The following is a 23691-nucleotide window of genomic DNA, read 5'->3' on the forward strand; positions in this document are numbered from 1 at the left end:
ATGCTTTTCCTCCAACAATTATTCCATAAACCTCATCAGATCTCCATGCACAATGTCATCAGATAGCCCTAGCTCTTTTCTTGAGATATCCATTAACGGTTCACAGCTGGCGATATCTGTTTCTTCTTCCGATTCGCTTTTGAAGCATTTACCGGATTTGTAAAAATAGTCTTTAGCCATAAAGCTTCCATCCCGGAAAATAACTGGATGATTGGGATCCCTTGTAAAAAGGTTATGCCCGAAGCTGAAGTTATCCTCAGCACTAATGCCGAGCAGATGAAGGATCGTTGCCCTGATATCAATTTCCCCGCCAATGTTCGAAAACGTTTTGCCTTCCACACCTGGCACATGAATAATCAGCGGCACACTCTGCAGCTGCATGCGATTAACTATGGTATCTTCCTGTCCCAGCAGCTCCAGAACGCCATGTTCGTATTTGTCCGAGATGCCATAATGGTCGCCGTACAATACAAACATCGTATTTTCATAGAGTCCTCTTGTTTTTAAATCCTGGAAGAATGTTTTAATGGCTTCATCCTGATATCTAACGGTTGTCACATAGCGGTTGACGACCATTTCACTCGTGCTGGCCTCAGGAATGAACTGATCTTCCTCCTCCAGCAAGAATGGGAAATGGTTTGTCAATGTAATAAATCTGGCATAGAAAGGCTTTTGCAGTTTCTCCAGATGCTGAATGGACTGCTGGAAGAATGGGATATCCTTAATGCCGTAGTTCACTGAGTTTTCTTCAGTGACCAAATAATCGGCTTTAGAAAAATAACGATTATACCCCAGAGAATCATACATGGCCTCCCGATTCCAGAACGAAGCGTCATTCCCATGGAAAACAGCTGAGTAATACTTCTCATCAGATAGAATATGCGGCAGACTTCGATAAGCATTCTCCGTTTTTCTGACAAACGCAGATCCGCTGGATAATGGATAAAGGCCTGTATCGATCATGAATTCCGAGTCAGACGTTTTCCCCTGTGCTGTCTGATCATATACCTGGCTGAAATAAAAGCTGTCTTCAATCAGTGAATTAAGGAATGGGGTTATTTCCTGGCCATTCACCTTCTGATTGATAACAAAATTCTGTGTGGACTCCATACTAATCAGAACGACATTCATTCCTTTTGCCGCACCAAAATAATCTGATGGCTTATCTTCTTGGGATTGGACATACTCCGCTGAGGCTTCTGCGTCAGATGGACTGGCAAAAGCGCGATTGAGCGGGTATGATGCGGCGATGCCAATATCATAGAGATGATACTGATACAAACCTATATGCTTAACAAGCTGCTGGCGATTATAGGATTCCGAAAATAAATGAGGCACTTTCACCATGCCGAGAATGATGGTCATGAATATAAATAACACACTGACAGCCGTGTATACTCTTTTTGACTTAGCAGTGATTTGTTCATGTACTGACTTTCTTTTTATATAGAAAAGCCAAAAAACGGCCAGATCAGCAAATAACAGAAGATCCCACGGGCTAATCAATTCAAGTGTACTCGGTCCAATCCCTCCGACATTTTTAAACTGAAAAAGGATCGGAACGGTTACAAAATCAGTATAAAAACGATAATAAAGCAAATCCCCAAAAAGAATGCCCGTCAAAATAACCATTGTTATAAAAATGGCTGCCGGTTTCACTTTTCGCTTAAAATAAATATTAACTCCAAGAATGACCATTATGGCCCCGATCGGGCTTAAAATCATAAATAAAATATCAGTCCAGTTCTCCGGATGCAGATTAAATCCGATAAAGGATACAATGACCGTTTTAATCCAGATTAAAAGGACGGCAAACCAAATGGGTGAAAACCTTTTAAATAACTTCATAATCATACCGCTTTTCATATTGTTTTTCTAAAATACCTGCCATCATTTCGAGGGATGCCATGACCTTCTGCTCTTCCTGTGCCCCCATTAGAGCCACCTGAACCCAATTTCTTTCAAGGAGGTACCCGCTTTCATAGCTTAAAAGAATTCCTTTCTGTTTGCATGCGTCGCCAAATCCCCTGCTGGAAATGCTCTGCGGCAAACTGATGGTCAGGATGCCAGGGGAATAATCATCGTCCCCTAGAACGGAAAATCCGCTGTCTTTCAGCCTCATCCTTGCTTTTCCAGCCAAAAGATTTAATTTCTCATAATCTATCAGCTTTATACTCTCTTTTAATGCGCTGACCAGATTGGAAGAATGGGTGTATGGAATGCTTTGGTTTTCTTCGTACATCTTTAAGTCCAAGTATCTTGGAACTGCACTGTTCCCTTTAATCTTGTCACGATGGAATACGATTGCCAGACCCGGATAGGAACCAAATCCCTTTCCGCTGACGGTCGATGCAAAATAAATATTCTTAAGATTCAACGGCAAAATTCCGGCCGTGCTGCATGCATCCACGCACAGCTCGGCACCATGCTCCTCGCATAGCTCCTGAATGCCTCTGATATCGAATACATACCCAGTTGAAGTTTCACAATGCACAGTCCACACCCATTTTATAGAGGGGTTTTCTTTCAGCATGCAAGCTATTTCCTCGTGGGCAATAGGCTCATTCCAATCTCTTTCAATTGTATGAAAAGATAATTGAAACCTTCTTGCATGATCAATGAGACGAAAGCCAAATTCACCATTGGCCAGGATCAGCCCATCCCCTCCGATGTTTTTCAGCTGTGCTGCCACAAGATCATTGGAAAGCGTTCCCGTGCCAACAACAATTTCAGCATATTTGGCATCTGTCATCTTGCATAATTGAGAACGCAAGTCTTGCAAACCGCTGATAAAATCATGATTGCGATGAGATACGGCTTCTTTTGAAAAAGCCCTTTTCACTTTTGGATGAATGGGCACAGGACCCGGCAAAAATGAATGCTGATCGGCGGGTACCGAATTTCTGGCCATTAAGCGCTCAAAGGCTTTCGTTGAACGTTCGAAATTCTCTTTTGTTAAATACATGGGCTGAAACTGGGCTCCATCCTCACCTGTCAGAGGGCCAAAAGGCAGAAACCCCATCCGCTTATACAATTTCAGCTGTCTGACCGTGCCCGAAATCAGCGCCATCGTATAATTTTTTTCGAGGCAAAGCTCTACAAGCTTTTCACAAAGCTGATAAAATACACGGGTGCTGCGAAACTCTTTTTTGACTGACAGCAAACGGACCTCACAAAATTCTCCCTTTACAGGCAAGTATTCTTCGAGATTAGGAAGCTTATAATCAAGCGAAAATGGCCTTTTGGCACGGATCGCGATCATTCCTGCAACTTCCTCGCCAAACTTGGCAATGACATATGTATTTTCTTTATGAAATTTATCAATTAAATGCTGATCTTCATTTTGCTTATGCTGAGGAATTTCTTCCACAAATGTCTGGTAGTTCAGCTGATGAATCTGTTCAAATTCATTAGGTTCGGTTGCGATTTTACAGATTATATTCACAGTTTACCTCCTATGTTTAGGCATGATGAAATGGGTATGGGAAATTAAAACAATCAAAAGCAGCAGCAGAAGGCCTGCAGAAATGATGAATGAATCACCAATCACCCAGGCTGTTATGGGAATGGAAGCCATGGCGATAAAACCTGATAGTGTATACTTCCGGAGAACCGCATAGGCAATTCCCATCGTGATAGCCATTATCGCTATTGTCACCGGTTCCAAAAACAAGGCAGAAGCCAAGTAGACAACCACTCCTTTTCCACCATGAAAACCCAGCTGAATGGGAAACAAATGGCCAATAAGTACACAAAAAGCACTAAGAATGAATAAACCATCACCTTGAAATATAAGTCCAGTAACATATAAAGCTGCCCATGCCTTTACAGCATCAATGGCTATTGTCAGCAAGAACCCCTTCTTGCCGATTGCTCTGCCTGCATTGGTAGCCCCTACATTCCCGCTCCCCTTTATTCTTATATCCTCTTTTGCTATGTATTTAACTACATAATAAGCCCCGGTTACGCTCCCTAATGTGTAAGAAAAGATCATAACCATCAGGGCAGTCCACACATCATCGATCATAAGCACATATCCCGCCTTATACTATTTAAACGATCAAAAAGGGTAAAAAGTTTCATATATTTACAAAATTACAATCTATTAACTGATAAAGATAGTATAACACCCCTAATTTTACCATTAAACAAATTGATTGCCAGAGCCTGATTTCATAATTCCCCTATTTTAATGCCAAGATTAAACTTTCTGTAAAAATAATTATTTTGTGTTGACATTGTTTAGTAATTGCATATAATTTGCATTAAGGCAAAACTTTTTAATGAATCCATAAATCTTGTCCGCGTGACTTATAATTGTGCAAAAACAATTAATTTGAATTAATTTAAATTTGGAAAATAAAGGGGGCTAAAATGATGAAGGATCCAGCAATAAGCATAGAGGATTTGCATGTTTCCTATTTTGGAAATGAAGCGGTGACAGGAGTTAGCCTTTCTGTTAATACTGGTAATCTGGTAGGAATTATCGGACCGAACGGCGCAGGCAAATCGACTTTTTTAAAAGCGATGTTAAATCTTATACCAAAGGATAAAGGTGCTGTAAGAGTGATGGGGAAACCCATTGCAGAAGTGCGCAAGAGTATCGCCTATGTGCCCCAGCGGAATGACATTGACTGGGATTTCCCAATCACTGTACTTGATGCGATTCTTATTGGGACCTACCCCCATTTAAAACTGTTCCGCCGTCCAAAGAAAAAGGATAAAGAATGGGCCATGGAATGTCTTCAGCGAGTTGGCATGCAGGAGTTCAGCAAAAGGCAGATTGGGGAACTGTCAGGCGGCCAGCAGCAGAGAGTTTTTCTCGCGCGGGCACTTGCTCAAAAAGCGGATTTGTTCTTTCTGGATGAGCCCTTTGTTGGAGTTGATGTATCCAGTGAGGAAACCATAGTGCAAATTTTGAAGGAGCTCTGCAGACAAGGAAAAACCGTTATTGTGGTACACCATGATTTAAGTAAAGCAAATGATTATTTCAATCAGTTAATTCTGCTAAATAAGGAATTGATCAGTTATGGGACGGTTGAAGAAGTGTTTAAACCTGAAGTTATTGCAAAAGCATACAAGGGGCAATTTGCTTTTATGAATGAGATTGGGGTGTCGCTATAATGGCTTTTATTGAAGCGGTCATGCAATATGGTTTCCTGCAAAAAGCGTTATTAACCTCGGTTATGGTAGGAATTATCTGCGGAGTCATTGGGTGCTTTATCATCCTCAGAGGAATGGCTCTCATGGGAGATGCCATATCACATGCCGTCCTTCCAGGCGTCGCTATTTCATATATGCTGGGAGTCAACTTCTTCTTTGGCGCAGTCATAAGCGGAGTAATTACAGCTATCGCCATTGGTTTTGTATCCCAAAACAGCCGGATAAAGCATGATACCTCAATTGGAATTATGTTTACAGCGGCATTTGCTTCAGGAATCATTATTATTACCATGCTTAAAAGCAGTACAGATCTATACCATATATTATTTGGTAATGTACTGGCTGTAAGATTATCAGACATGTGGATCACACTGGGCATCAGCCTGATTGTATTGGCAGCTGTATACCTCTTTTACAAAGAATTATTGGTCACCTCGTTTGACGAAACGATGGGAGCAGCTTACGGACTGCCAGTGCGTTTCATTCATTATTTCCTAATGACTCTCTTGACGATGGTAACCGTTGCATCTCTCCAGACAGTTGGGATTGTCCTTGTTGTTGCCATGCTGATAACCCCTGCAGCGGCAGCTTATCTGTTAACCGAGCGGCTGTGGATGATGATTTTCCTTGCGTCTGGCATTGGTGTGATTTCATCCATCGTGGGACTTTACTTTAGCTTTACCTACAACTTAGCTTCAGGAGCAACGATAGTTATATCATCCACTGCTATTTTTATTCTCGTTTTCTTATTCTCACCTAAGCATGGGTTAATATGGAAAACGCTGAAAGTAAAGAAGAAGAGAGCTTCATTAGTTTAATTTTAATAAAATCAAATTCTCTGGAGGTAAGACTATGATTAAAAAAGGCTTTCTTTTATTAGCAGCACCCCTTCTTTCTGTGTTATTCCTGTCAGCCTGCAGCAGCGGAACAAGCAGCACATCATCCAATGAAGATGGGAAAATCCAGGTTGTGACTACCTATTCGATTGTGTATGACATTGTCAAAAATGTAGGCGGGGATTTGGTTGAGATTCATAGTTTAGCACCTATTGGCTCCAATCCCCACGAATATGACCCGCTTCCTGAGGATGTGCAAAAAACAACCGATGCAGATGCTGTATTTTACAACGGCCTGAATCTGGAAGCCGGCAACTCATGGTTCAATAAATTGATGGAAACTGCCGGAAAAGACGGTAAAGATGCGCCAGTCTTCCTTATGAGCAAAGGCGTTGATGCGATGCACTTAACCACAAAAGGCAAAGAAAGTGAAGAAGACCCCCATGCTTGGCTGGACATCCGAAATGGAATCAAGTACGCGGAAAATGCCAGAGATGGACTTATCAAGGCAGATCCAGACAACAAAGAGGTTTACGAAAAAAACGCGGAAGAATACATCGCAAAGCTGCAAGAGCTGCATGATGAGGCAGTCGAACAATTTAATGAAATTCCAGAAAACGAACGGGTACTCGTTACAAGTGAAGGTGCTTTTAAATATTTCAGCGAAGCCTACGGATTCCAGGCAGAATACATCTGGGAAATCAATCAGGAAAACCAGGGAACACCAGAGCAAATTACAAGAATTGTGGATATTATTAATGAAAAAGAAATTACAGGACTTTTCCTGGAAACCAGCATTGACGCAAGAAGCATGGAAGCCGTATCCGATGAAACCAATGTTCCGATCATGGGAAAAGTGTTTACAGACTCTCTGGCAAAGCCGGGTGAGGATGGCGATACGTACATCTCGATGATGGAATGGAATATTAAAACCATTAAAGAAGGCTTGACCCAGTAGTATAGGGCACTATTCCAGCAAGCAGGTGAAACATGTGATCCCCATTAGTTCAAAGAGATATATTCTCGAGATTTATCTATTACAGGAAGCACATGGGCATGCGACCATATCCGGCATTGCAAAGGTATTGAAAGTCACCGTCTCAGCTGCCTCTAAAATGGCCGGTAAGCTTAAAACAGAAGGTTACATTCACTTTCAGCCCTATGGAACAGTTACTTTGACAAAAGCTGGATTGGAGATTGGCCAAAAACTCTACCAGGATCATCAGGTTTTAATGGAGTTTTTTCAACTAATTGGGGTTGAAGAGAAACTGATCCGGATGAAAGTTAGTGAAGTTGAAATGCATATCGGAACGGATGTTGTTTTTAAAATTAAGAGCTTTATAGAAGATAATAAGAAAAACGCTTGGTATGTTCCATGAATATTCAGCAGTTTTTTTTGCCCTAGTAAAGAAAATGGTATAAGCAGCAGATAACAGAAAGAAGAATGTCCCTTCCGAATGTGATAATCATCGGGACATTCTTTTTTCACGATTATAAAAGCTAATGGAATTAATCAGGCAGTTCTTTTCCAAATATTCTCCATGTTCTCAAGAGTCTTCCCTTTCGTTTCAGGTACAAACTTCCATACAAATATGGCTGAAAGAACACTCATCAGTCCATAGAAGCCGTAAGTTAAGCCGCCGCTGAACTCCATCATCATCGGATAAGTCGATGAAATAAAATAGTTTGCGGCCCATTGTGCAGCAACAGCTACTGCAACTGCCTGTCCTCGGATTTTGTTTGGGAAAATTTCCGAGATTAACACCCAGCATATTGGTCCCCATGACATCATGAAAGACGCTGTGTAGATGATAATAAAAATTAACGTGCCCATGCCGATTATATTGGAAAAAGCCATTCCTGCCACACCAAACATTCCGATCGCCATGCCAATGGAACCTGTAATCAATAATGGCTTGCGCCCCCATTTATCTACAGTTAAAATGGCCACAACTGTAAAGATGACATTTATGATACCCATAACAATTGTCTGCAGCATCGAGGCATCCTTTGCTGCTCCCATGCTTTCAAAAATTCGCGGTGCATAATACAAAGCAACGTTTATTCCGACAAATTGCTGGAATACAGACAGCAGAATTCCTATCACAATCACTAATTTTCCGTATGCAAGCAGCTTTTCTGCCGGAACATTTGCTGAGGCTGCTACCGATTTTCTGATTTCACCCAAGATCGCTTTCGCTTCTGAAGAACCATTAATTTTCGTAAGGACTGCTAAAGCTTTATCATCATGATTTTTAATGGCCAGGTATCGGGGTGTTTCCGGAACCAGGAGCAGCAGAAGACCAAAGACAAGGGCCGGAATGGCTTCTGAAGCAAACATATATCTCCAGCCCACTTCATTGATCCATTCCAAAGGACGCCCGCTGGCAATCCCCCAGTTTACAAAGTACACGACAAGCATCCCGAAAATAATCATAAACTGATTGAATGAAACTAAGCGTCCGCGGATTTCGGCAGGTGCGATTTCGCCGATGTACATGGGAACAATGGCTGACGCAAGGCCAACCCCAATTCCGCCAATAATGCGATAAAGATTAAAAGTCAATAATAACGAGATGGTTGGTTCCCCTTTAGTGAAAAATAAAAATTCAGGAAAAGCGGAGCCTAAGGCGGATAGGAAAAAAAGAACAGCCGCCGCTATCAGCGATTTTTTCCGCCCAAACTTCGACGCAAAATAACCGGATATTAAACCGCCGATGATACAGCCAATTAAAGCACTCGAGGTTGTCGCCCCGTGAGCGAGCGACCCTAATCCCAAACTATTGATCAAATAGATTTCCAGTGACTTTTCAGCTCCGGAAATAACCGCCGTATCATATCCGAAAAGCAAACCGCCTATCGCAGCAACCAATGTAAGTGAACCAATATATAGAGAGTTCCGATTCTGTTTCATAGTTTGTAAAAGACAGATTTGAACTAAAATAGAGCGCTTACAATTTTGCATTAATATAATTCAAATCTATCTTTACTCCTTTCTATTAGAAATGATTAAACAACGAGAAACTTGAAACTGGTTTTTGTTTTGAAGACCTCATTTTTCTCCAGGACAATAGAAGGAAAGTTTTCATGGTGAATGGCATCAGGCGGACATTGAGTTTCGAGACACAGCCCCAAATGCCTTTTTGACTGAACACCTTTAATTTGAAAATCATTTCCGAGCATGTTAGCTGTATATAAAACAACACTCGGCCTATCCGTTTCCACTGTCAGCTTTCGTCCGCTTGCAGAATCCACTACCGTCATTTCACCAGTATTTAATAGAAATGGATGATCATACCCGCCGCCTGCTAGGATGTTCTGATGATGGACGGACTTTACGCCTTCTTTGATTTTCTTCCCTGCTCTGAAATCAAACGGTGTATTTTCAACATGTATGAATTCCCCAGTAGGAATCAATGTTTCATCAAGCTCCAGAAACTGATCACTTTGCATGGTCACCTCATGCTCAAGAATGTCCCTCTTTAAGTCCCCGCTAAGGTTAAAATAAGTATGGTTTGTCAGATTGATGATCGTTTTTTCATCAGATATTGCTTCATAACTAATAACCAGTTCATTCTCATTGTTCAGTGTATAGTTTACCGTTACCTCAAGTGTCCCAGGATACCCTCCTTCCCCATCCGGGCTTACATAGGAGAACCTGATATTCGCCTCATTCATACCCTTTTCGGCGTCCGAGTCCCAAATCACATGATGAAAACCGCCTGCACCTCCATGCAGATGGTGTTCCCCATCATTTTTTTGCAGCTGGTAAGCAGTTCCATCAAGAGTGAAAGCCGAGCCTGCTATCCTTCCGGCCACCCTTCCGATAATAGCGCCGAAGAATGGTGAATGATTTATATACTCTTCAAGTGTGTCAAACCCCATGACCACATTCTCTATATTTCCTTTACTGTCAGGGACAGATATCCCGGTAATGATTCCTCCGTATTCGATACACGATACCTTCATTCCATGATCATTGCTGATTGTATAGGATTTAATCTTGTGTCCATTCCATTCGCCAAAGATACTTTCAGTTATGTTCATGTCGATCTCCCTTAAGTCAGCTTACTTTTTCCTAAAACCGGACAAACCCTCATTCAGCTTCCTGGTTTGCGCATAAACTTCTTTGTATATCTGGAAAAGCTCCTGATATTTCTTAACGTTTTCAGGGATTGGCGTATACGTCTTTTCGTATGTTATGAAATCATCAGCACAGGCTTCCAGAGATTCATACCATTTGCATCCGTAAGCCGCTAGCATAGCCGCACCTACAGCAGGTCCTTGTTCACTTGAAAGCTTTACAATTTTGCTATTGAAGATATCGGCCTGGATTTGCAGCCAGGCATCACTTTTGGCGCCTCCGCCTATTGAAATGATTGTATCGACCAGCTTGCCGCTTTCCCTGAATATTTCAATCGATTCATTTAAAGAAAAGGTAATTCCTTCAATGACCGATCTTACAAAGTCATTTCGATTATGTGAGGAGTCCATGCCGATAAAGCTTCCGCGAATTTGCGAATCTGCATATGGCGTACGCTCACCGGCTAAATATGGCGTAAACAAAAGACCGTTCGATCCAATCGGAACCTCACTCATTTCAGCCAGCAGGGAGTCGAATGATTCCATTTCTGCAAACGTATCTTTAAACCAGCTCAAACTATGTCCCGCTGCCAGGGTTACGCCCATTGTGTAATAGGCATTTTCTTCACCATGATTAAAGTAATGGACTTTCCCTTTAAAATCCTTGTTATTCTGTTCTTCATAGGATAAAACGACTCCGGATGTGCCAATGCTGCATAATGTTTTGCCATCTGACAGAATACCTGAACCGATCGCACCGCATGCATTGTCAGCTCCTCCTGCAAATACCTTCGTTAAAGGAGATAATCCCGTCTTCTCAGCAATCTCATCCTTTAACGTCCCTACACATTCATGGGATTCAACTAAAGGCGGACAGATATTCACATCAATCCCGGTTAGCCCGCATATCTCTTCACTCCACATTTTCCGGCCGGAATTCAGAAGCAAAGTACCCGCTGCATCACTATATTCACTATGAATCCTTCCAGTCAGTTTAAAGCGAAGATAATCTTTAGGGAGCATAAATACAGCCGCTTTTTCAAAAACTTCCGGCTCATACTGCTTCACCCAAAGCAGCTTTGGTAAAGTAAATCCTTCCAATGCCGGATTCTTTGTGATTTCAAGCAGACGCTTCTCACCAGCCATTTCATAGAGCTGTTTACACTGCTCTGTCGTTCGGGTATCATTCCAGAGGATTGCATTGCGCAGAACCTTATACTCTTCATCCAGAAGGACCAGGCCGTGCATTTGGCCTGAAAAACTGATTCCTTGAATGTCTTCCGCACTTCCATCAAACTGCTCTGTAAGTTCATTAAGAGCAGCCGCTGTTTTATCAATCCATTCACCGGGGTCCTGTTCACTATAACCCGACTTTTCATGAATGAGCGGATAAGACCTGGAAACTTCGCTGCATACTTCTCCCATTTGATTCATTAATAAAACTTTTACCGAGCTGGTGCCAAGGTCAATCCCGATTACATATTTCATGATTGATCATCCTTTAGTTAATGAAATGTATGCTAATCTTTACTTTTAAAAATGTACTGGGGCACTATTGCATTCCCAGTACATTTAATCTTTTTATCTTAATCTCTTACGCTTTTACACTCGCATAGGCTTCGAGAATGTATTTATTTAGGACAGCTTTTAACTGTTCCTGTCTTCCCGACTTGTTTTCAATCTTTTCAAGGTGAAGGGCATGCTTTTCAAGCTTGCGGAAGTCTGCCCTTCCTTCAACGATTTCAAGGCCGATGCCTTCTGTATAGCTGCTATATCTGTCAGCAATAAAGTTGTCTAATACTTTATCTTCAATTAAACGCTGTGCAACTTTTGCGCCAACCGCAAATGTATCCATTCCTGCTATATGAGCATAGAACAGGTCCTCAGGGTCAAATGATCCTCTTCGTACTTTCGCATCAAAGTTAAGGCCGCCTGTTCCAAGGCCGTCATTTTTAAGAATTTCTACCATTGCCAGTGCAGTTGAATAGATGTCTGTCGGGAATTCGTCAGTATCCCATCCCAGCAGGGTATCTCCCTGGTTTGCATCTACAGAACCAAGCATTCCATTTATGCGCGCAGTGTGCAGTTCATGCTCAAATGTATGGCCGGCAAGGGTCGCGTGGTTTGCTTCAATATTGAATTTAAAGTAGTCTTTTAAGCCATAAGATTGCAAGAATGATAAACTGGTTGCCACATCAAAATCATATTGATGTTTAGTAGGCTCCTTCGGCTTCGGCTCGATCAGGAATTGTGCATCAAACCCAATTTCCTTTGCATAATCGATTGCCATATGGAAGAAGCGCGCAAGATTATCTAATTCAAGCTTCATATTCGTATTCAGCAATGTTTCGTATCCCTCTCGGCCGCCCCAGAATACATAGTTCTCAGCACCCAGCTCCTTGCCAATCTCAAGTCCCTTTTTCACTTTTGCTGCTGCATAGGCAAAAACATCAGCGTTAGGTGCCGTCGCGGCTCCGTGAAGCCAGCGCGGATGTGAAAACATATTAGCGGTATTCCATAATAACTTTGTTTTGCTGGATTTCATGTATTCCTTCATCATGGCCGTAATTTCATCTAAGTTCTTAAAAGTTTCGCTTAATGTATTCCCTTCAGGCGCAATATCAGCGTCATGGAAACAGAAAAATGGAACATTCAGTTTTTCATAGAATTCAAAGGATGCTTCTACACGCGCCTTGGCCAAATCCATTCCGGAAAATCTGTCATATGAACGGATCATCGTTCCATCTCCGAAAGGATCTGTGCCTTCCGCAGTGAAGGTATGCCAGTAAGACACTGCAAAGCGGAGAATGTCTTCCATTTTTCTGCCGTTGATGATTTCTTCAGGATTATAATATTTAAAAGCCAATGGATTATTAGAATCTGGACCTTCGTATTTTACTCCATTTACATTATTAAAGTAGTTCATTTTCATTCCTCCATCTTTTTTTTTGATTTGTTATCGCTTTCATTTGATTACAAATCGATTTTACCACCATAAACTTAGTTTGTCTATTGGATGAACTAAGTTTTATTTTTATTTTTAATTATGGTATAAATGGAATATGATTGTAATAGACAAAGAAATTGAGGATTTGAGGAGAAAGATAATGACTTGGAATCAGCAGCTGGTAAAAATGAAAAACAAATCGCGCGTTCTGCAGACGATCATCGACCAATCCCCTATCTCACGGGCTGATATCTCACAGCATTTGGGACTGACTAAAGGAACTGTTTCCTCATTAGTCAATGAGCTGATAGAAGAAAAAATCTGTTCCGAAACAGGACCAGGCAAATCGAGCGGCGGACGACGCCCTGTTATGCTGCTCTTTAATGAACGAGCAGGATATGCAATTGGAATTGATTTAGGGGTTAATTATATCTTAGGTGTCATAACTGATTTATCTGGCAATATTGTGAGCGAGAATTTGAAGCATATGAAAAGTATGAGATATGAAGAAACCATACTTGTCATAAAAGAAGTTATCCAATCTTTATTGGACTCTACCCCTGAGAGCCCGTATGGTGTGATCGGAATCGGTATTGGTGTTCCAGGAATCGTCAATAAGGAAGGCAGCAATATCCTGCTGGCACCTAATCTGGGCTGGACAGATATCAATTTAAAGGCAGAAATCGAAACAGAGTTTCACCTTCCCGTTATTATCGACAACGAAGCAAACGCCGGAGCATACGGGGAAAAGCGTTTCGGTGCCGGGAAAGAGTTTGAAAACCTTATTTATGTAAGTGCTGGTATTGGAATAGGAGTCGGCTTTATTTTACAAAACAGCCTATATCGGGGCGCTGAAGGCTTCTCCGGTGAAATGGGCCACATGGTGATTGATATAGATGGAAAAGAATGCAGATGCGGCAGCAAAGGATGCTGGGAATTGTACGCTTCTGAACAGGCACTACTAACCCAGGCAAAGAATATTCAATCATCCTTAAAACGGGATGATCTGAACCTGGAGTCATTAGTTGAAATGGCGGAAGAAGATGAGGAAGTGAAAGATCTGTTCCGTCAAATTGGCAGATGCCTCGGCATTGGCATCAACAATATCATCAATACATTCAACCCCGAGCAAATCATTATAGGAAATCGCTTAGCAATTGCCAGAGAATTATTGAAAGATTCAATTATGGAAGTTGTCGACTCCCATTCCTTAAAATTTAATCAAAAAAACCTGAACATTACATTTGCAGATTTATCGATCTACTCCACAGCACTTGGAGCCTCCGCTTATGCAACTGAAAATTTTCTGAACTCGGATCTGCAGGAAAACCTGAATAAATAGACCAATTGATCGGCCGAAATAAAAAGAATGTCCCAGATAAATACGGGACATTCTTTCGGTGCGTGATTCACCGGTTTAATAGATTAGTATAGTGGATGGTTAGCACTATTGGCAGTGAGATTGAATTGTACAGGTAATGGATCTGCAGTGGGAACACGAGGCTTGTTTAAAGCAAGAAATGATGTGATAGCAGTGTACTGGCTATGAACGGAGCCGTGGGCTGCGAAGACTATAACTGTTTCAATTTATACCTGCCCCTAATCACCATATATGTTTATGGCAAGCCCTTCCGTGATAAATGGGCAGCCAGCGGATGTTGTAAGGTATTTGGCGAAATCGAACACCCTTAAAATTTAATGGGATGGTTCACGGGAACATCGCACCAATAAAAACAAACGGAATAGATGGAAAAAGAAAAATTAATGCCCTTCTTGAGAGAAGGGCATTAATTTATACTACCGGTTTTAGGCTTTACCTCTCCGAAAGTGCGTATTGCATATTATCTGCTTACCAGAAAAGAAATGTATGTTGATTTAGGTGCAGATTACTTTGACAAGCAAAGGCCGGTGTCCAATATTCGGCATTCAGTTCGAAGACTCAAGAACTTAGGATATACTGGAAACCATTTCGGAAGCCTCCTTCCAAAAAAATAAATTACTGACCAGGCATTCTAAACTGATTGAACTGCGTCTATTTAGTAGGGCTTTTCATGGTAGTTTAAAAGAAAAATTGCCGCTTTTTTATGAAAAAGTTTATTCCTTTACTAATTTATTTTTTCGTTTTCTATACATTATGAACGCACCGGTACCATTTATCAAAATCAGCCCAAAAATCGTGTTTCCTAGAGGTGCCCAGCCATTCTCGCCTGTAAATAGTAATGACAGGCCAACCTTTCCAACAAGTGTAACATTCAATATGATCAAACCAAGTATAAGGGAATGCTTCCAAAAAGACATTAAGATTAAAACCACAAAAACCATCATTAAAGCAATCGTAAAACTAGCGGAAATAGGGTTACTTAAGAGCATTTGCTCGTATTCCAAAACTGCCTGCATTTGCTGATTAATCGTCTCTGGTGCTGGAAACCAGACCATACTGCTCATCATTAAAACAAACGTTATGATAACACCTTTCAAGCTGCGTTTATATGCAAAATAAACCAATACGATTAAAAAGACAGGGCGAATATACCAGCTTAACGGATTTAGATGCCTCTGAAAAGCCCATTCCAGTATTTCTTGAATTTCCATTGACTTCACTCCTCACGTTAATACGGTAATGCCTGAAAGCTGGGTAAACATGTTAATACATTGTATTAAGTTTTATCTAAGGTATTCTAAGAATAAACAATCATCATTTCTCCTCCGCTAAGCTGCCCATTACCTTCATCATTTTGGGGTTAGATTTACGTTTTATCAATTCCTCCTATACTCAACAAATTGGCCTTTATCTAAAAAAGCACTATCCCAATCAAGGATAGCACCCATTAACTCAAAAAATATTTGTCTCCTTTTTCTCATCTCTATGAGAAAATGCGTCTCCACTTATTTTACAGGTGAATAACTATCCTTTTTTCTTCCTCAATCAACCTGCCCCTTATTTTGCAGTTAATCTTGAACATAAAACAACCTTATTGTTTAATTGTATTCAAACTTATGTTCATTTACAGTTCCATTAATAAATGGTTGGAACCATTCCTCCATCCATACGGATTGGAGATCCCTTAAATGCAGAAGCATATGGACTGCATAAAAATGTAGCTAGTCTCCCTATTTCCAGCGGTTTAATAAATCGCTGTATTTCAGATTGAGGCAGATTATTAATCATAAATTGTCTTTCTTTTTCTGAAAAAGGCATTTTTTCATTATTGTAAATATCCTCAATAATTTGTTGTACATTTTCAGAAAGCGTTGGTCCAGGCATAATCGTATTGATTGTAACTTCCGTTCCTTTTGTTAACTTAGATAGGCTTTTTGATAATGATAAAAGCATGGACTTTGTCATACAATACTGAGGCATCTGTCCAGAAGGCATTACTGCTTCTTCACTTGCAATAAAGATAATTCGGCCATCATTATTTTCCAGCATTTTAGTTAAATAATATTTGGATAATCCATTTGCGGCTAATACGTTAGTACGGAAGTATTCTTCCCATATCTCATCTGTAACATCTGCATATTGCATAATTTCATATTTTCCGATGTTGTTAATTAAAATATCGACATTGGGAAATTTTTTAAATAATGCTTCTCTTTGTAGGGCATCAACAAGATCAGCTGTAGCATTTTGAGGAGAAGTGGCTGGAAAAGCTGATTTAATTTCCTTTACAGTTTGTTCTGCCTCTTGATAATGACGTCCATTTATAAGGACGTTAACTCCTTCTTTGGCAAGTTCTTTGGCAATTGCTTTACCTATTCCTTTGGTGGAACCTGTAACTAAGGCTGTTTTATTGTTTAATCCCATTTCCATCATATATTTCTCCTTTTAATTTTTCATTTAAGAGGGTTTCAGTTTATTGAAATACTTGCATATTTATTACGCCAATTCAAAGGGGTAGTACCTTCCCAGCAGCGAAAGGCTCGATAGAACGAGCTCTGATCTTTATACCCTACAAGAAAAGCCACTTCTTTTATATCTAAAGAAGGGTTTGCCAAGTACTCTTTTGCCTGTTCATGCCGGGCTTCTCTCAATAGCTGTTTGAAGCTTGTTTGTTCGTCAGTTAGCCTGCGCTGTAAGGTGCGTTCGCTCATACCCAACTCTCTTGCTGCATCTTGTATTTCTGGTCGCTCTCCTGTTATACTGCGTTTTACTATCCACTTAACTATCTCCGTTATAGAATGACGGCGCTGCTGCTCTTCCAATGTTTGGTCCAATACAGGAGTTAATACCTCCAGTAATTCAGCATTATAAGACGCAAATGGGCGATCCAAATCTCCTCTATGCAATGTCAATCTGTTACATTTTGCACCAATCTGAACAGGGCAGCCAAAGTAAGCTTCTATCCCTTGTACTTGATTCATTGTATGTTTAAATTCTACTAAGCTCGCTTTTAAAGGCAAACCAGTACCTCGTCGCCCTATCTCCAGTAAAAATGCAAGTGTTGTTCCAACAAGCAACGGTGGACCAGATTTATCCGTATCTACCCATTCCACTTCGATTGTACAACTGCCGCCTTCCTCCTCAATTCGAATATTTTCAGGAGGACACATTTCTTTGTAACGAGCCATTCTCTTTAGAGCATCCCGATAGTCACGAGCATGGTAAGCTGCCATTACAGAAGGTGGATATTGAGATTCTGCAAATACTGTCGGAAGCTTAATTATCCCATCCTCCATATCACCGATTATATCGGAATATGCTTGCCATATAGCGAAATATTGATCAGTAGTAACAACAGATTCAGCGATTACGGTAAGTGGCATTTTTGCTTTCCTAACCACATCTTGAGCTGTAATTCCAAGTCTGTACAGCCCTGCCCAAAATCCATCCGGAATTTTAATACGATTATGTGAAGTCATATATTACACCTCTCATCTATCAACACATTAACGTTATTAGAAAATGATCGTAGCTATGTTTGTTAAGGGGATAGTTATTTCATTTTACTTTTATAATCCGTTTCTGTAACTAGCATAAAACGACAATACACTAGCATTTGACGCCACAATTAATGAGCTTCTTGTATACGCATAACCTTCATTAGAGTCTTAAATTAATAAATATTGAAATTGTGTCTTTTATTTAAATTTGCAACAGGATCTTAGTTGAATATAAGAATGTAATTCTGCAGACAATAGTTCTAATTATAAATCGAGGTGAAAAATATGGATTTAAATCTTATATGGCAAACCCTTCTTATTTTTTTGGTTGGTAATATCCTCTTAAGAATTAGTGGGAGGAGATCGATCTCACAAATGACTATACCTCAAACAGTTATTATGATTGGAATCGGGACACTTCTTATTCAACCTGTCACCGGAAAGGGGCTTTGGGCGACCTTTGGTGTTGCTCTGATCCTAATCTTAAGCCTAATTGTGATCGAATACATCCAATTAAAGTTTGATGGCGGTGAAACCATTATTTCCGGTAAAGCAGTTCCCGTGATTGAAAACGGAACTTTAAATGAAAAGAACTTGCAAAAGTTACGCCTGCCTGTAGATAAATTAGAGGCTCGGCTTCGTCAGTCAGGAATTTCATCTATCGGTGACGTTGAATTCGCAACTATAGAATCCAGCGGACAAATGGGATACATTTTAAAACCGCAAAAACAACCTGCCACAAAGGAAGATATTCAAAATCTTATTCAGCTGATCCAAACTGGCCAACCCGTGAATCTAAGCAGTCAAAAACCGCTTTACGACAACATTTTCATTGAAACTGTAACGAAAAATTCACCTGATGTACCAAAACACCTGCAATAAATAACGACAATGAATTCGGTCAAGAATGAATTTTCGTGTGACCTCTCTTTGTAATTAATCTATCTTATATCGTTTAGCGTCCCATTAGGCTATTAGATCATCTGTGCAGGTAAAGAGAAAGTCTTTGTCGCTGGCAGCAGGGAATCCATGCATGTATTTCCATATGGATTGATGATCTTTGCCACCCTTTCTATCCGGCAAAATGGTTAAAGAAAATATGTAATTGAGGTGACAGATCCATGCCAATGCTGAATATGAACAGCGCCAGCCTGTATTATACTGTAAAAGGAAGCGGAACTCCGATTGTCTTTATCCACCCGCCTGTATTGACTTCAGTAAATTTTAAATATCAATTAGAGGAACTCTCAAAGAGTTTTCAGATAATTACTTTTGATATACGCGGTCACGGAAAAAGCCCATACTCCTCCGAACCAATAACCTATCCGCTGATTTGTAAGGATATCATTCGGCTATTGGACCACCTTCATATAAATAAAGCGTTTTTATGTGGATATTCTACGGGCGGTTCTATTGTTTTAGAATTCATGCTGACATTTCCTGAAAGAGCTTTAGGGGGAATTTCGATTGGAGCAATGCCCAATGTAAACGATGATTTCTTGAGAAAGAAGATTTCTTTAGGAATAAAGCTTTCAGGTAAAGGAGCGATTAGCTTATTAGCCTGGTCCATCTCCTGGAAGAATTCAAATAATATAAAACTGTTTAAACACATGTATTCAGAAGCAAAAAAAGGGGATTACCGCAACATCGAGCAATATTACCGTTATAGTCTAAAATATAATTGTGTAAATCAGCTAAATGAGATCATTCTGCCTATCTTATTGGTTTATGGTCAAAAGGATAAGCCTTTTCATTCATATGCAAGGCAATTACATGAGAAATTGCCCCAAAACGAATTGCATTTTATCGAGAATGTTGACCACCGTATCCCGACAAAGAGTGCAAATGAACTTAACCAGCTAATTCTTCAATTCGTAAACACCATATAGAGACCTATCACCTTCTAAGTTTTTAAGGGGATGCCTAGCATTAATGTCCAGGTAACACCTCAAAGAAAAAATTCATATGTGTTTAATTTATGTACAATGGCCTCTTTAGCCCTATCGAATACTATTAACGACTCTCTGTATGATCTATTAAAATTTTTATCGAATAAAACAAACTCATTTATTTGTATATTCATTTCCTATTGTGCTTTATCTTGTTTTTTTCTCTCCATAATGTCTTTTACATAAGTTTCGATGGCCCTTGTATCCCCTATCTTAATAGGGTGACAATATAACTCAACTTCAACTGGAGTTCCATCCTATATATAGTTTCCTCAATAACCTCTGCTGGTTTTGTAATAGCGGGTTATCTTTAAAGATATCTAACGGACTTGCCCCACCTCTAACTTTATGAAAAACGTTCTTCCTCTTACAATTTCTCTATTTTTAACACCTTCACTTGTGCCGGGAAGGATTCCAGTATTTCTGAGAACCAGATTCTCACCTTATCTCCACTCTTTATTCCACTCAAAACAGCATTATTCAATTTATAAACAGATTTATAATCTCCTATTATTTCATTAATTGATTGGTTTTAAGCATCTGCCTTCGTAAATCCTTTATCTTCAACCAGGAGGATGATAGTTCCATTCAAAACGATCGTTCCTTCCATAGTGGCAGTTCCTTCATTAACTTGTGACCGCTGACTTAAATTTCCCATAAACCAAAGCAACAACAATACTAATATGAATAAAATGCCTATTACCCTTTTCATTGTTTCGCTTCTCTCCAACCGTGTTTTTTATACATCATTCTTGATTATTCAGAAAAAGAATACTCTAAGGAAAAAACAGAATTGCTCTCCTGAATACATCCATTTGCTGCCATAACTTTTTTCATGGCTGCATTATCGGCACGGGTTGCCCCGAGATATTTTTCAGCTTTAAAATCATACTGCAATCTATGGAGCCCAATTAAATGCAGGTTCTTACCATACCCTTTACCCTTATAATCAGGGTGGATGCCAATCCAAAAAATCCTTCCTTCACATTCCCGGTCTGGTTCCAAATGAGGAAAAACGGCTCCAGCCGGTTCAGAATTAACTGTATAAACCGTAAACATTTTTTCTGCTTGTTCAGGAAGCTCTGACTTCATGGTCTTTAAAAAGGTCTCAGTTTGTTCATAAGTAAAATTCATAACTTCAGATAAAAAAGCAATGGAACTTTTATTAAGGAGCGGCCAAACTTCAAAAGGAGGGACTTTTTCATTCTCACATTCTGCAAACCGCTTTTTAAATATAACTCTCTCACCAATCACTTTCATTTTTCCTCGCGTGACCATTAATTTATCCAAAATTCCTTGAGGGCACTCAAGCTTAACTTTTTCAATGCTGCTCTCATCCAAGGTAAGAAGCCTATTTATTAAATAATCTACTTTATTAGGACTTATTCGTTCATCTTGAAAGATTTCCAAAATAATCACGGAATCACTTTTTATACTATGTACACCCCCTGCTTTCAGGTCTTTTAATAGTTCATCCATTGTAATCACCTCCACATAAGTGATAAGAAAATGGCCATTGAAAAAATTCCATGGCCATTTGATCTTTTATACTTATTCCATTACAGATGCTGGGCAGTAACCGAACGCTCATATTCCAAAATTCGTGCCGGCGGTCCTTCATACAGGATTTCACCGCCTCCAGCACCTCCATCCGGACCTAAATCAACGATCCAATCACTTTTTCGGATAACATCCAGATTATGTTCAATGACTATAACGGTATTGCCCTTTTCCACCAATTTATTAATGATGTCCAGAATATTAGCGACATCGGACATATGCAATCCAGTTGTTGGTTCATCAAGTATATAAATGTTTCCTTTAGTATTCAGTTCCTTTGCAAGCTTAAGCCTTTGACATTCGCCTCCTGACAAGGTGGTCAGGGGCTGGCCCAATGACAAATAGCCAAGACCGACAGTCTCTAGAGCTTTGAGTTTTTTCTGAATATCTTTGGCATCAAAGAACTCCACAGCATCCGCTACAGACATCTCCATGATTTCAACAATACTTTTGCCTTTATATAAGTAGTGGAGCACGTCCTGCCTAAAACGGCTTCCATGACATTCGCTGCATTCGACTTCCATTGTATCCATAAAAGATAAATTGATCTCAACCGTCCCAGTGCCTCCGCACGACGGACAGCCCCCGGTAGAATTATAGCTGAATAATCCGCTCTCCACTCCATTGGCATCTGAAAAAGATTTACGGATCGAATTCATAATGCCAGTGAAAGTTGCCGGGTTGGACCGTATGTTGGCGTGGACCGGGCTTTGATCAATACGGATTGACTCAGGAAAATCTTTTGCAAACACTTCGTTCACAAGTGTGCTTTTCCCAGAACCCGCTACTCCGGTAATGACAGTAAAAACCCCTTTTGGAACTGAAAGACTCACATTCTTCAAATTGTGAAGGGTGCTTTTCCTGCTTTCCATAAACTCGGAAACCGGTCTCGGATTGGCGTTGATCTCTGCACTTCGGTTTAAATAATTGGCAGTCAAAGTGTCAGAAGATAAGAAATCCTGATAACTGCCGGTAAACATAATCTCTCCGCCGTGTGTTCCGGCTTGAGGCCCGACATCAACGATATGATCGGCTATCTGGATGACGTCCGGATCATGCTCCACAACTAGTACGGTATTGCCCCTGTCACGCAGCCGAACCAGCAATTCATTTAACCGGTAGACATCCCGCGGATGAAGGCCGGTGCTGGGTTCATCAAATATGTACATGAGGCCGGTTAGGTTACTGGATAAATATTTGACCATTTTCACCCTTTGGGATTCACCGCCCGATAGTGTTGGCGTTTCCCTTGTTAAATCCATATAGCCCAGCCCAATATCACAAAGGTTTTCCAATCGTTCCATGATCCCGTCAGCAATTGGTTTAGCTTCCGGTGATGTAATCTTTGGGAGAGTTTTAATTAGCTGATCCAATTGCATGGACGTCAGGTCAAAAATGGAATAGCCATTGATTGTGGATGAAAGCACCTTATTATTGTACCGTTTTCCTTCGCAGGAAGGGCATTTCGTCATGGTGCTAAAGTTTTTCAGGAGCTTCTCGCCTGATTTTGAAGTCTCTTTGTCCCTCTTCACATGCTGCCGCATAAATTTGACTGCCAGGCCTTCATAGGTTGCATTCATATCATTATTCATATAACTGACTGTTACTTTTTGCGGCTCCGCATAGACAAGCCTATTAAATTCTTCTTCTGAATAATCTTTAATCTTTTTATCGATATCGAAGAATCCAGACTCCGCATACGCCTTCCATTGCCAAGTTCCGGGTCCAAATCCCGGAAGCAGAATAGCTCCTTCATTTAAGGTTTTTTCCTTATCAAGAGCAGCATCAAGGTTTAGGGTGATAATTCTCCCAATCCCCTCACATTCCGGGCACATGCCGCTGGGATCATTGAATGAATATGCGTTGCTGTAACCTATATGAGGTTCTGCAAACCGAGAGAATAACAGGCGAAGAAGAGGATTAATATCTGTAGCGGTTCCAAGTGTGGATCGGGCATTTCCGCCGAGCCGTTTTTGATCGACTACAACGGCAGTAGAAAGATTGTTGATTTCATCTGCTTCCGGACGGCTATATTTCGGAAGAAAAAGCCTCTGAAAACTGCTGTAAGTCTCATTTAACTGCCGGCCTGCTTCCTGGGCAATCGTATCAAAAACAATAGATGATTTGCCTGAACCGGAGACACCTGTAAAAATCGTGATCTTTCCTTTTGGAATCTGCAGATCAATATGTTTCAGGTTGTTTACTCTGGCATTGAAAATTTCGATGAATTCCTGCTTCACACAATCAGCTCCTTTTAAAATCACTTTTCTTA

21 protein-coding genes are annotated in these 23691 nt (G+C 40.4%); 7 read left to right on the forward strand and 14 right to left on the reverse strand.

What is annotated here, in order from left to right; translation table 11 throughout:
• Positions 1–18: 18 nt before the first annotated feature.
• The 3 genes from ACR42H_RS14230 to ACR42H_RS14240 are packed head-to-tail and all read right to left on the reverse strand — an operon-like array spanning position 19 to position 4027.
• Positions 19–1848: an LTA synthase family protein gene (locus ACR42H_RS14230; RefSeq protein ID WP_436376928.1), complete on the reverse strand. Its 1830-nt coding sequence runs from the start codon at positions 1846–1848 to the stop codon at positions 19–21.
• Positions 1835–3445, reverse strand: a complete 1611-nt coding sequence (locus ACR42H_RS14235) for an aminotransferase class V-fold PLP-dependent enzyme (protein ID WP_436371310.1) — start codon at positions 3443–3445, stop codon at positions 1835–1837. The genes ACR42H_RS14230 and ACR42H_RS14235 overlap by 14 nt, the downstream gene beginning before the upstream one ends.
• Before the next feature lie 3 nt (positions 3446–3448).
• A complete protein-coding gene (locus tag ACR42H_RS14240) occupies positions 3449–4027 on the reverse strand; it encodes a glycerol-3-phosphate acyltransferase (protein ID WP_113881199.1) in 579 nt (192 codons plus the stop codon).
• Between the two features lie 350 nt (positions 4028–4377).
• Here ACR42H_RS14240 and ACR42H_RS14245 point away from each other — a divergent pair, with 350 nt between their 5' ends.
• The 4 genes from ACR42H_RS14245 to ACR42H_RS14260 are packed head-to-tail and all read left to right on the forward strand — an operon-like array spanning position 4378 to position 7378.
• Positions 4378–5124: a metal ABC transporter ATP-binding protein gene (locus ACR42H_RS14245; protein WP_436376930.1), complete on the forward strand. Its 747-nt coding sequence runs from the start codon at positions 4378–4380 to the stop codon at positions 5122–5124.
• Positions 5124–5981: a metal ABC transporter permease gene (locus tag ACR42H_RS14250; RefSeq protein ID WP_243503323.1), complete on the forward strand. Its 858-nt coding sequence runs from the start codon at positions 5124–5126 to the stop codon at positions 5979–5981. Before ACR42H_RS14245 ends, ACR42H_RS14250 begins: the two co-directional genes overlap by 1 nt.
• Positions 5982–6015: 34 nt before the next feature.
• Positions 6016–6957 carry a metal ABC transporter solute-binding protein, Zn/Mn family gene (locus ACR42H_RS14255; protein ID WP_113881202.1) on the forward strand — a complete coding sequence of 314 codons (942 nt, stop codon included), beginning with the start codon at positions 6016–6018 and terminating at the stop codon, positions 6955–6957.
• A gap of 34 nt (positions 6958–6991) precedes the next feature.
• Entirely contained in the window at positions 6992–7378 is a 387-nt protein-coding gene (locus tag ACR42H_RS14260; protein WP_436371313.1) for a metal-dependent transcriptional regulator, read from the forward strand.
• 134 nt (positions 7379–7512) lie between these two features.
• Here ACR42H_RS14260 and xylE read toward each other — a convergent pair whose 3' ends face one another.
• The 4 genes from xylE to xylA all read right to left on the reverse strand — a co-directional run bounded on the left by xylE (position 7513) and on the right by xylA (position 13008).
• Positions 7513–8913 carry a D-xylose transporter XylE gene (gene xylE / locus ACR42H_RS14265; RefSeq protein WP_436371315.1) on the reverse strand — a complete coding sequence of 467 codons (1401 nt, stop codon included), beginning with the start codon at positions 8911–8913 and terminating at the stop codon, positions 7513–7515.
• Between the two features lie 95 nt (positions 8914–9008).
• Entirely contained in the window at positions 9009–10046 is a 1038-nt protein-coding gene (locus ACR42H_RS14270; protein WP_113881204.1) for an aldose epimerase family protein, read from the reverse strand.
• Positions 10047–10067: 21 nt separating this feature from the next.
• A complete protein-coding gene (gene xylB, locus ACR42H_RS14275) occupies positions 10068–11570 on the reverse strand; it encodes a xylulokinase (protein WP_436371318.1) in 1503 nt (500 codons plus the stop codon).
• Between the two features lie 106 nt (positions 11571–11676).
• Positions 11677–13008: a xylose isomerase gene (gene xylA / locus ACR42H_RS14280; RefSeq protein WP_113881206.1), complete on the reverse strand. Its 1332-nt coding sequence runs from the start codon at positions 13006–13008 to the stop codon at positions 11677–11679.
• 181 nt (positions 13009–13189) lie between these two features.
• Between xylA and ACR42H_RS14285 the strand changes: the two genes are divergently transcribed.
• Positions 13190–14371, forward strand: coding sequence for an ROK family transcriptional regulator (locus tag ACR42H_RS14285; RefSeq protein WP_113881207.1), 1182 nt, complete (start codon positions 13190–13192; stop codon positions 14369–14371).
• A 752-nt stretch (positions 14372–15123) separates the two neighbouring features.
• Here the strand turns inward: ACR42H_RS14285 and ACR42H_RS14290 are convergent.
• The 3 genes from ACR42H_RS14290 to ACR42H_RS14300 form a co-directional block, all read right to left on the reverse strand.
• Entirely contained in the window at positions 15124–15621 is a 498-nt protein-coding gene (locus tag ACR42H_RS14290) for a hypothetical protein (RefSeq protein ID WP_436371321.1), read from the reverse strand.
• Between the two features lie 424 nt (positions 15622–16045).
• Positions 16046–16840, reverse strand: coding sequence for an SDR family NAD(P)-dependent oxidoreductase (locus ACR42H_RS14295; RefSeq protein ID WP_436376932.1), 795 nt, complete (start codon positions 16838–16840; stop codon positions 16046–16048).
• Positions 16841–16878: 38 nt separating this feature from the next.
• On the reverse strand, positions 16879–17889 hold the full coding sequence (locus ACR42H_RS14300) for a helix-turn-helix domain-containing protein (RefSeq protein ID WP_436371323.1): 1011 nt from the start codon (positions 17887–17889) through the stop codon (positions 16879–16881).
• 306 nt (positions 17890–18195) lie between these two features.
• On the opposite strand from ACR42H_RS14300, the gene ACR42H_RS14305 reads away from it, so the two are divergent.
• Together ACR42H_RS14305 and ACR42H_RS14310 are read left to right on the forward strand one after the other, a co-directional pair.
• A complete protein-coding gene (locus tag ACR42H_RS14305; RefSeq protein ID WP_436371325.1) occupies positions 18196–18792 on the forward strand; it encodes a DUF421 domain-containing protein in 597 nt (198 codons plus the stop codon).
• A gap of 239 nt (positions 18793–19031) precedes the next feature.
• The gene (locus tag ACR42H_RS14310; protein ID WP_436371326.1) at positions 19032–19799 is read left to right on the forward strand and encodes an alpha/beta fold hydrolase; all 768 of its coding nucleotides are present in this window, start codon (positions 19032–19034) and stop codon (positions 19797–19799) included.
• Between the two features lie 427 nt (positions 19800–20226).
• On the opposite strand, the gene ACR42H_RS14315 is transcribed toward ACR42H_RS14310, so the two are convergent.
• The 4 genes from ACR42H_RS14315 to ACR42H_RS14330 all read right to left on the reverse strand — a co-directional run bounded on the left by ACR42H_RS14315 (position 20227) and on the right by ACR42H_RS14330 (position 23659).
• Positions 20227–20382, reverse strand: a complete 156-nt coding sequence (locus ACR42H_RS14315) for a DUF3221 domain-containing protein (protein WP_436376934.1) — start codon at positions 20380–20382, stop codon at positions 20227–20229.
• 9 nt (positions 20383–20391) lie between these two features.
• Positions 20392–20517: a hypothetical protein gene (locus ACR42H_RS14320; protein WP_436371328.1), complete on the reverse strand. Its 126-nt coding sequence runs from the start codon at positions 20515–20517 to the stop codon at positions 20392–20394.
• A gap of 98 nt (positions 20518–20615) precedes the next feature.
• The gene (locus tag ACR42H_RS14325; RefSeq protein ID WP_113881214.1) at positions 20616–21338 is read right to left on the reverse strand and encodes a GNAT family N-acetyltransferase; all 723 of its coding nucleotides are present in this window, start codon (positions 21336–21338) and stop codon (positions 20616–20618) included.
• Positions 21339–21418: 80 nt separating this feature from the next.
• Positions 21419–23659: an ATP-binding cassette domain-containing protein gene (locus tag ACR42H_RS14330; RefSeq protein WP_113881215.1), complete on the reverse strand. Its 2241-nt coding sequence runs from the start codon at positions 23657–23659 to the stop codon at positions 21419–21421.
• Positions 23660–23691 lie beyond the last annotated feature (32 nt).

This window comes from Cytobacillus sp. BC1816 (genome assembly GCF_051353635.1).
Lineage (GTDB): Bacteria > Bacillota > Bacilli > Bacillales > Cytobacillaceae > Cytobacillus > Cytobacillus oceanisediminis_C.

Coding starts and splice junctions, on each gene's coding strand:
- ACR42H_RS14270 (WP_113881204.1), bottom strand. CDS start 10,046: ATGAACATAACTGAAAGTATCTTTGGCGAATGGAATGGACACAAGATT.
- ACR42H_RS14285 (WP_113881207.1), top strand. CDS start 13,190: ATGACTTGGAATCAGCAGCTGGTAAAAATGAAAAACAAATCGCGCGTT.
- xylB (WP_436371318.1), bottom strand. CDS start 11,570: ATGAAATATGTAATCGGGATTGACCTTGGCACCAGCTCGGTAAAAGTT.
- ACR42H_RS14245 (WP_436376930.1), top strand. CDS start 4,378: ATGAAGGATCCAGCAATAAGCATAGAGGATTTGCATGTTTCCTATTTT.
- ACR42H_RS14305 (WP_436371325.1), top strand. CDS start 18,196: ATGGATTTAAATCTTATATGGCAAACCCTTCTTATTTTTTTGGTTGGT.
- ACR42H_RS14295 (WP_436376932.1), bottom strand. CDS start 16,840: ATGGAAATGGGATTAAACAATAAAACAGCCTTAGTTACAGGTTCCACC.
- xylE (WP_436371315.1), bottom strand. CDS start 8,913: ATGAAACAGAATCGGAACTCTCTATATATTGGTTCACTTACATTGGTT.
- ACR42H_RS14310 (WP_436371326.1), top strand. CDS start 19,032: ATGCCAATGCTGAATATGAACAGCGCCAGCCTGTATTATACTGTAAAA.
- ACR42H_RS14230 (WP_436376928.1), bottom strand. CDS start 1,848: ATGAAGTTATTTAAAAGGTTTTCACCCATTTGGTTTGCCGTCCTTTTA.
- ACR42H_RS14290 (WP_436371321.1), bottom strand. CDS start 15,621: ATGGAAATTCAAGAAATACTGGAATGGGCTTTTCAGAGGCATCTAAAT.
- ACR42H_RS14250 (WP_243503323.1), top strand. CDS start 5,124: ATGGCTTTTATTGAAGCGGTCATGCAATATGGTTTCCTGCAAAAAGCG.
- ACR42H_RS14300 (WP_436371323.1), bottom strand. CDS start 17,889: ATGACTTCACATAATCGTATTAAAATTCCGGATGGATTTTGGGCAGGG.
- ACR42H_RS14240 (WP_113881199.1), bottom strand. CDS start 4,027: ATGATCGATGATGTGTGGACTGCCCTGATGGTTATGATCTTTTCTTAC.
- ACR42H_RS14320 (WP_436371328.1), bottom strand. CDS start 20,517: ATGGGAAATTTAAGTCAGCGGTCACAAGTTAATGAAGGAACTGCCACT.
- ACR42H_RS14325 (WP_113881214.1), bottom strand. CDS start 21,338: ATGGATGAACTATTAAAAGACCTGAAAGCAGGGGGTGTACATAGTATA.
- ACR42H_RS14255 (WP_113881202.1), top strand. CDS start 6,016: ATGATTAAAAAAGGCTTTCTTTTATTAGCAGCACCCCTTCTTTCTGTG.
- xylA (WP_113881206.1), bottom strand. CDS start 13,008: ATGAACTACTTTAATAATGTAAATGGAGTAAAATACGAAGGTCCAGAT.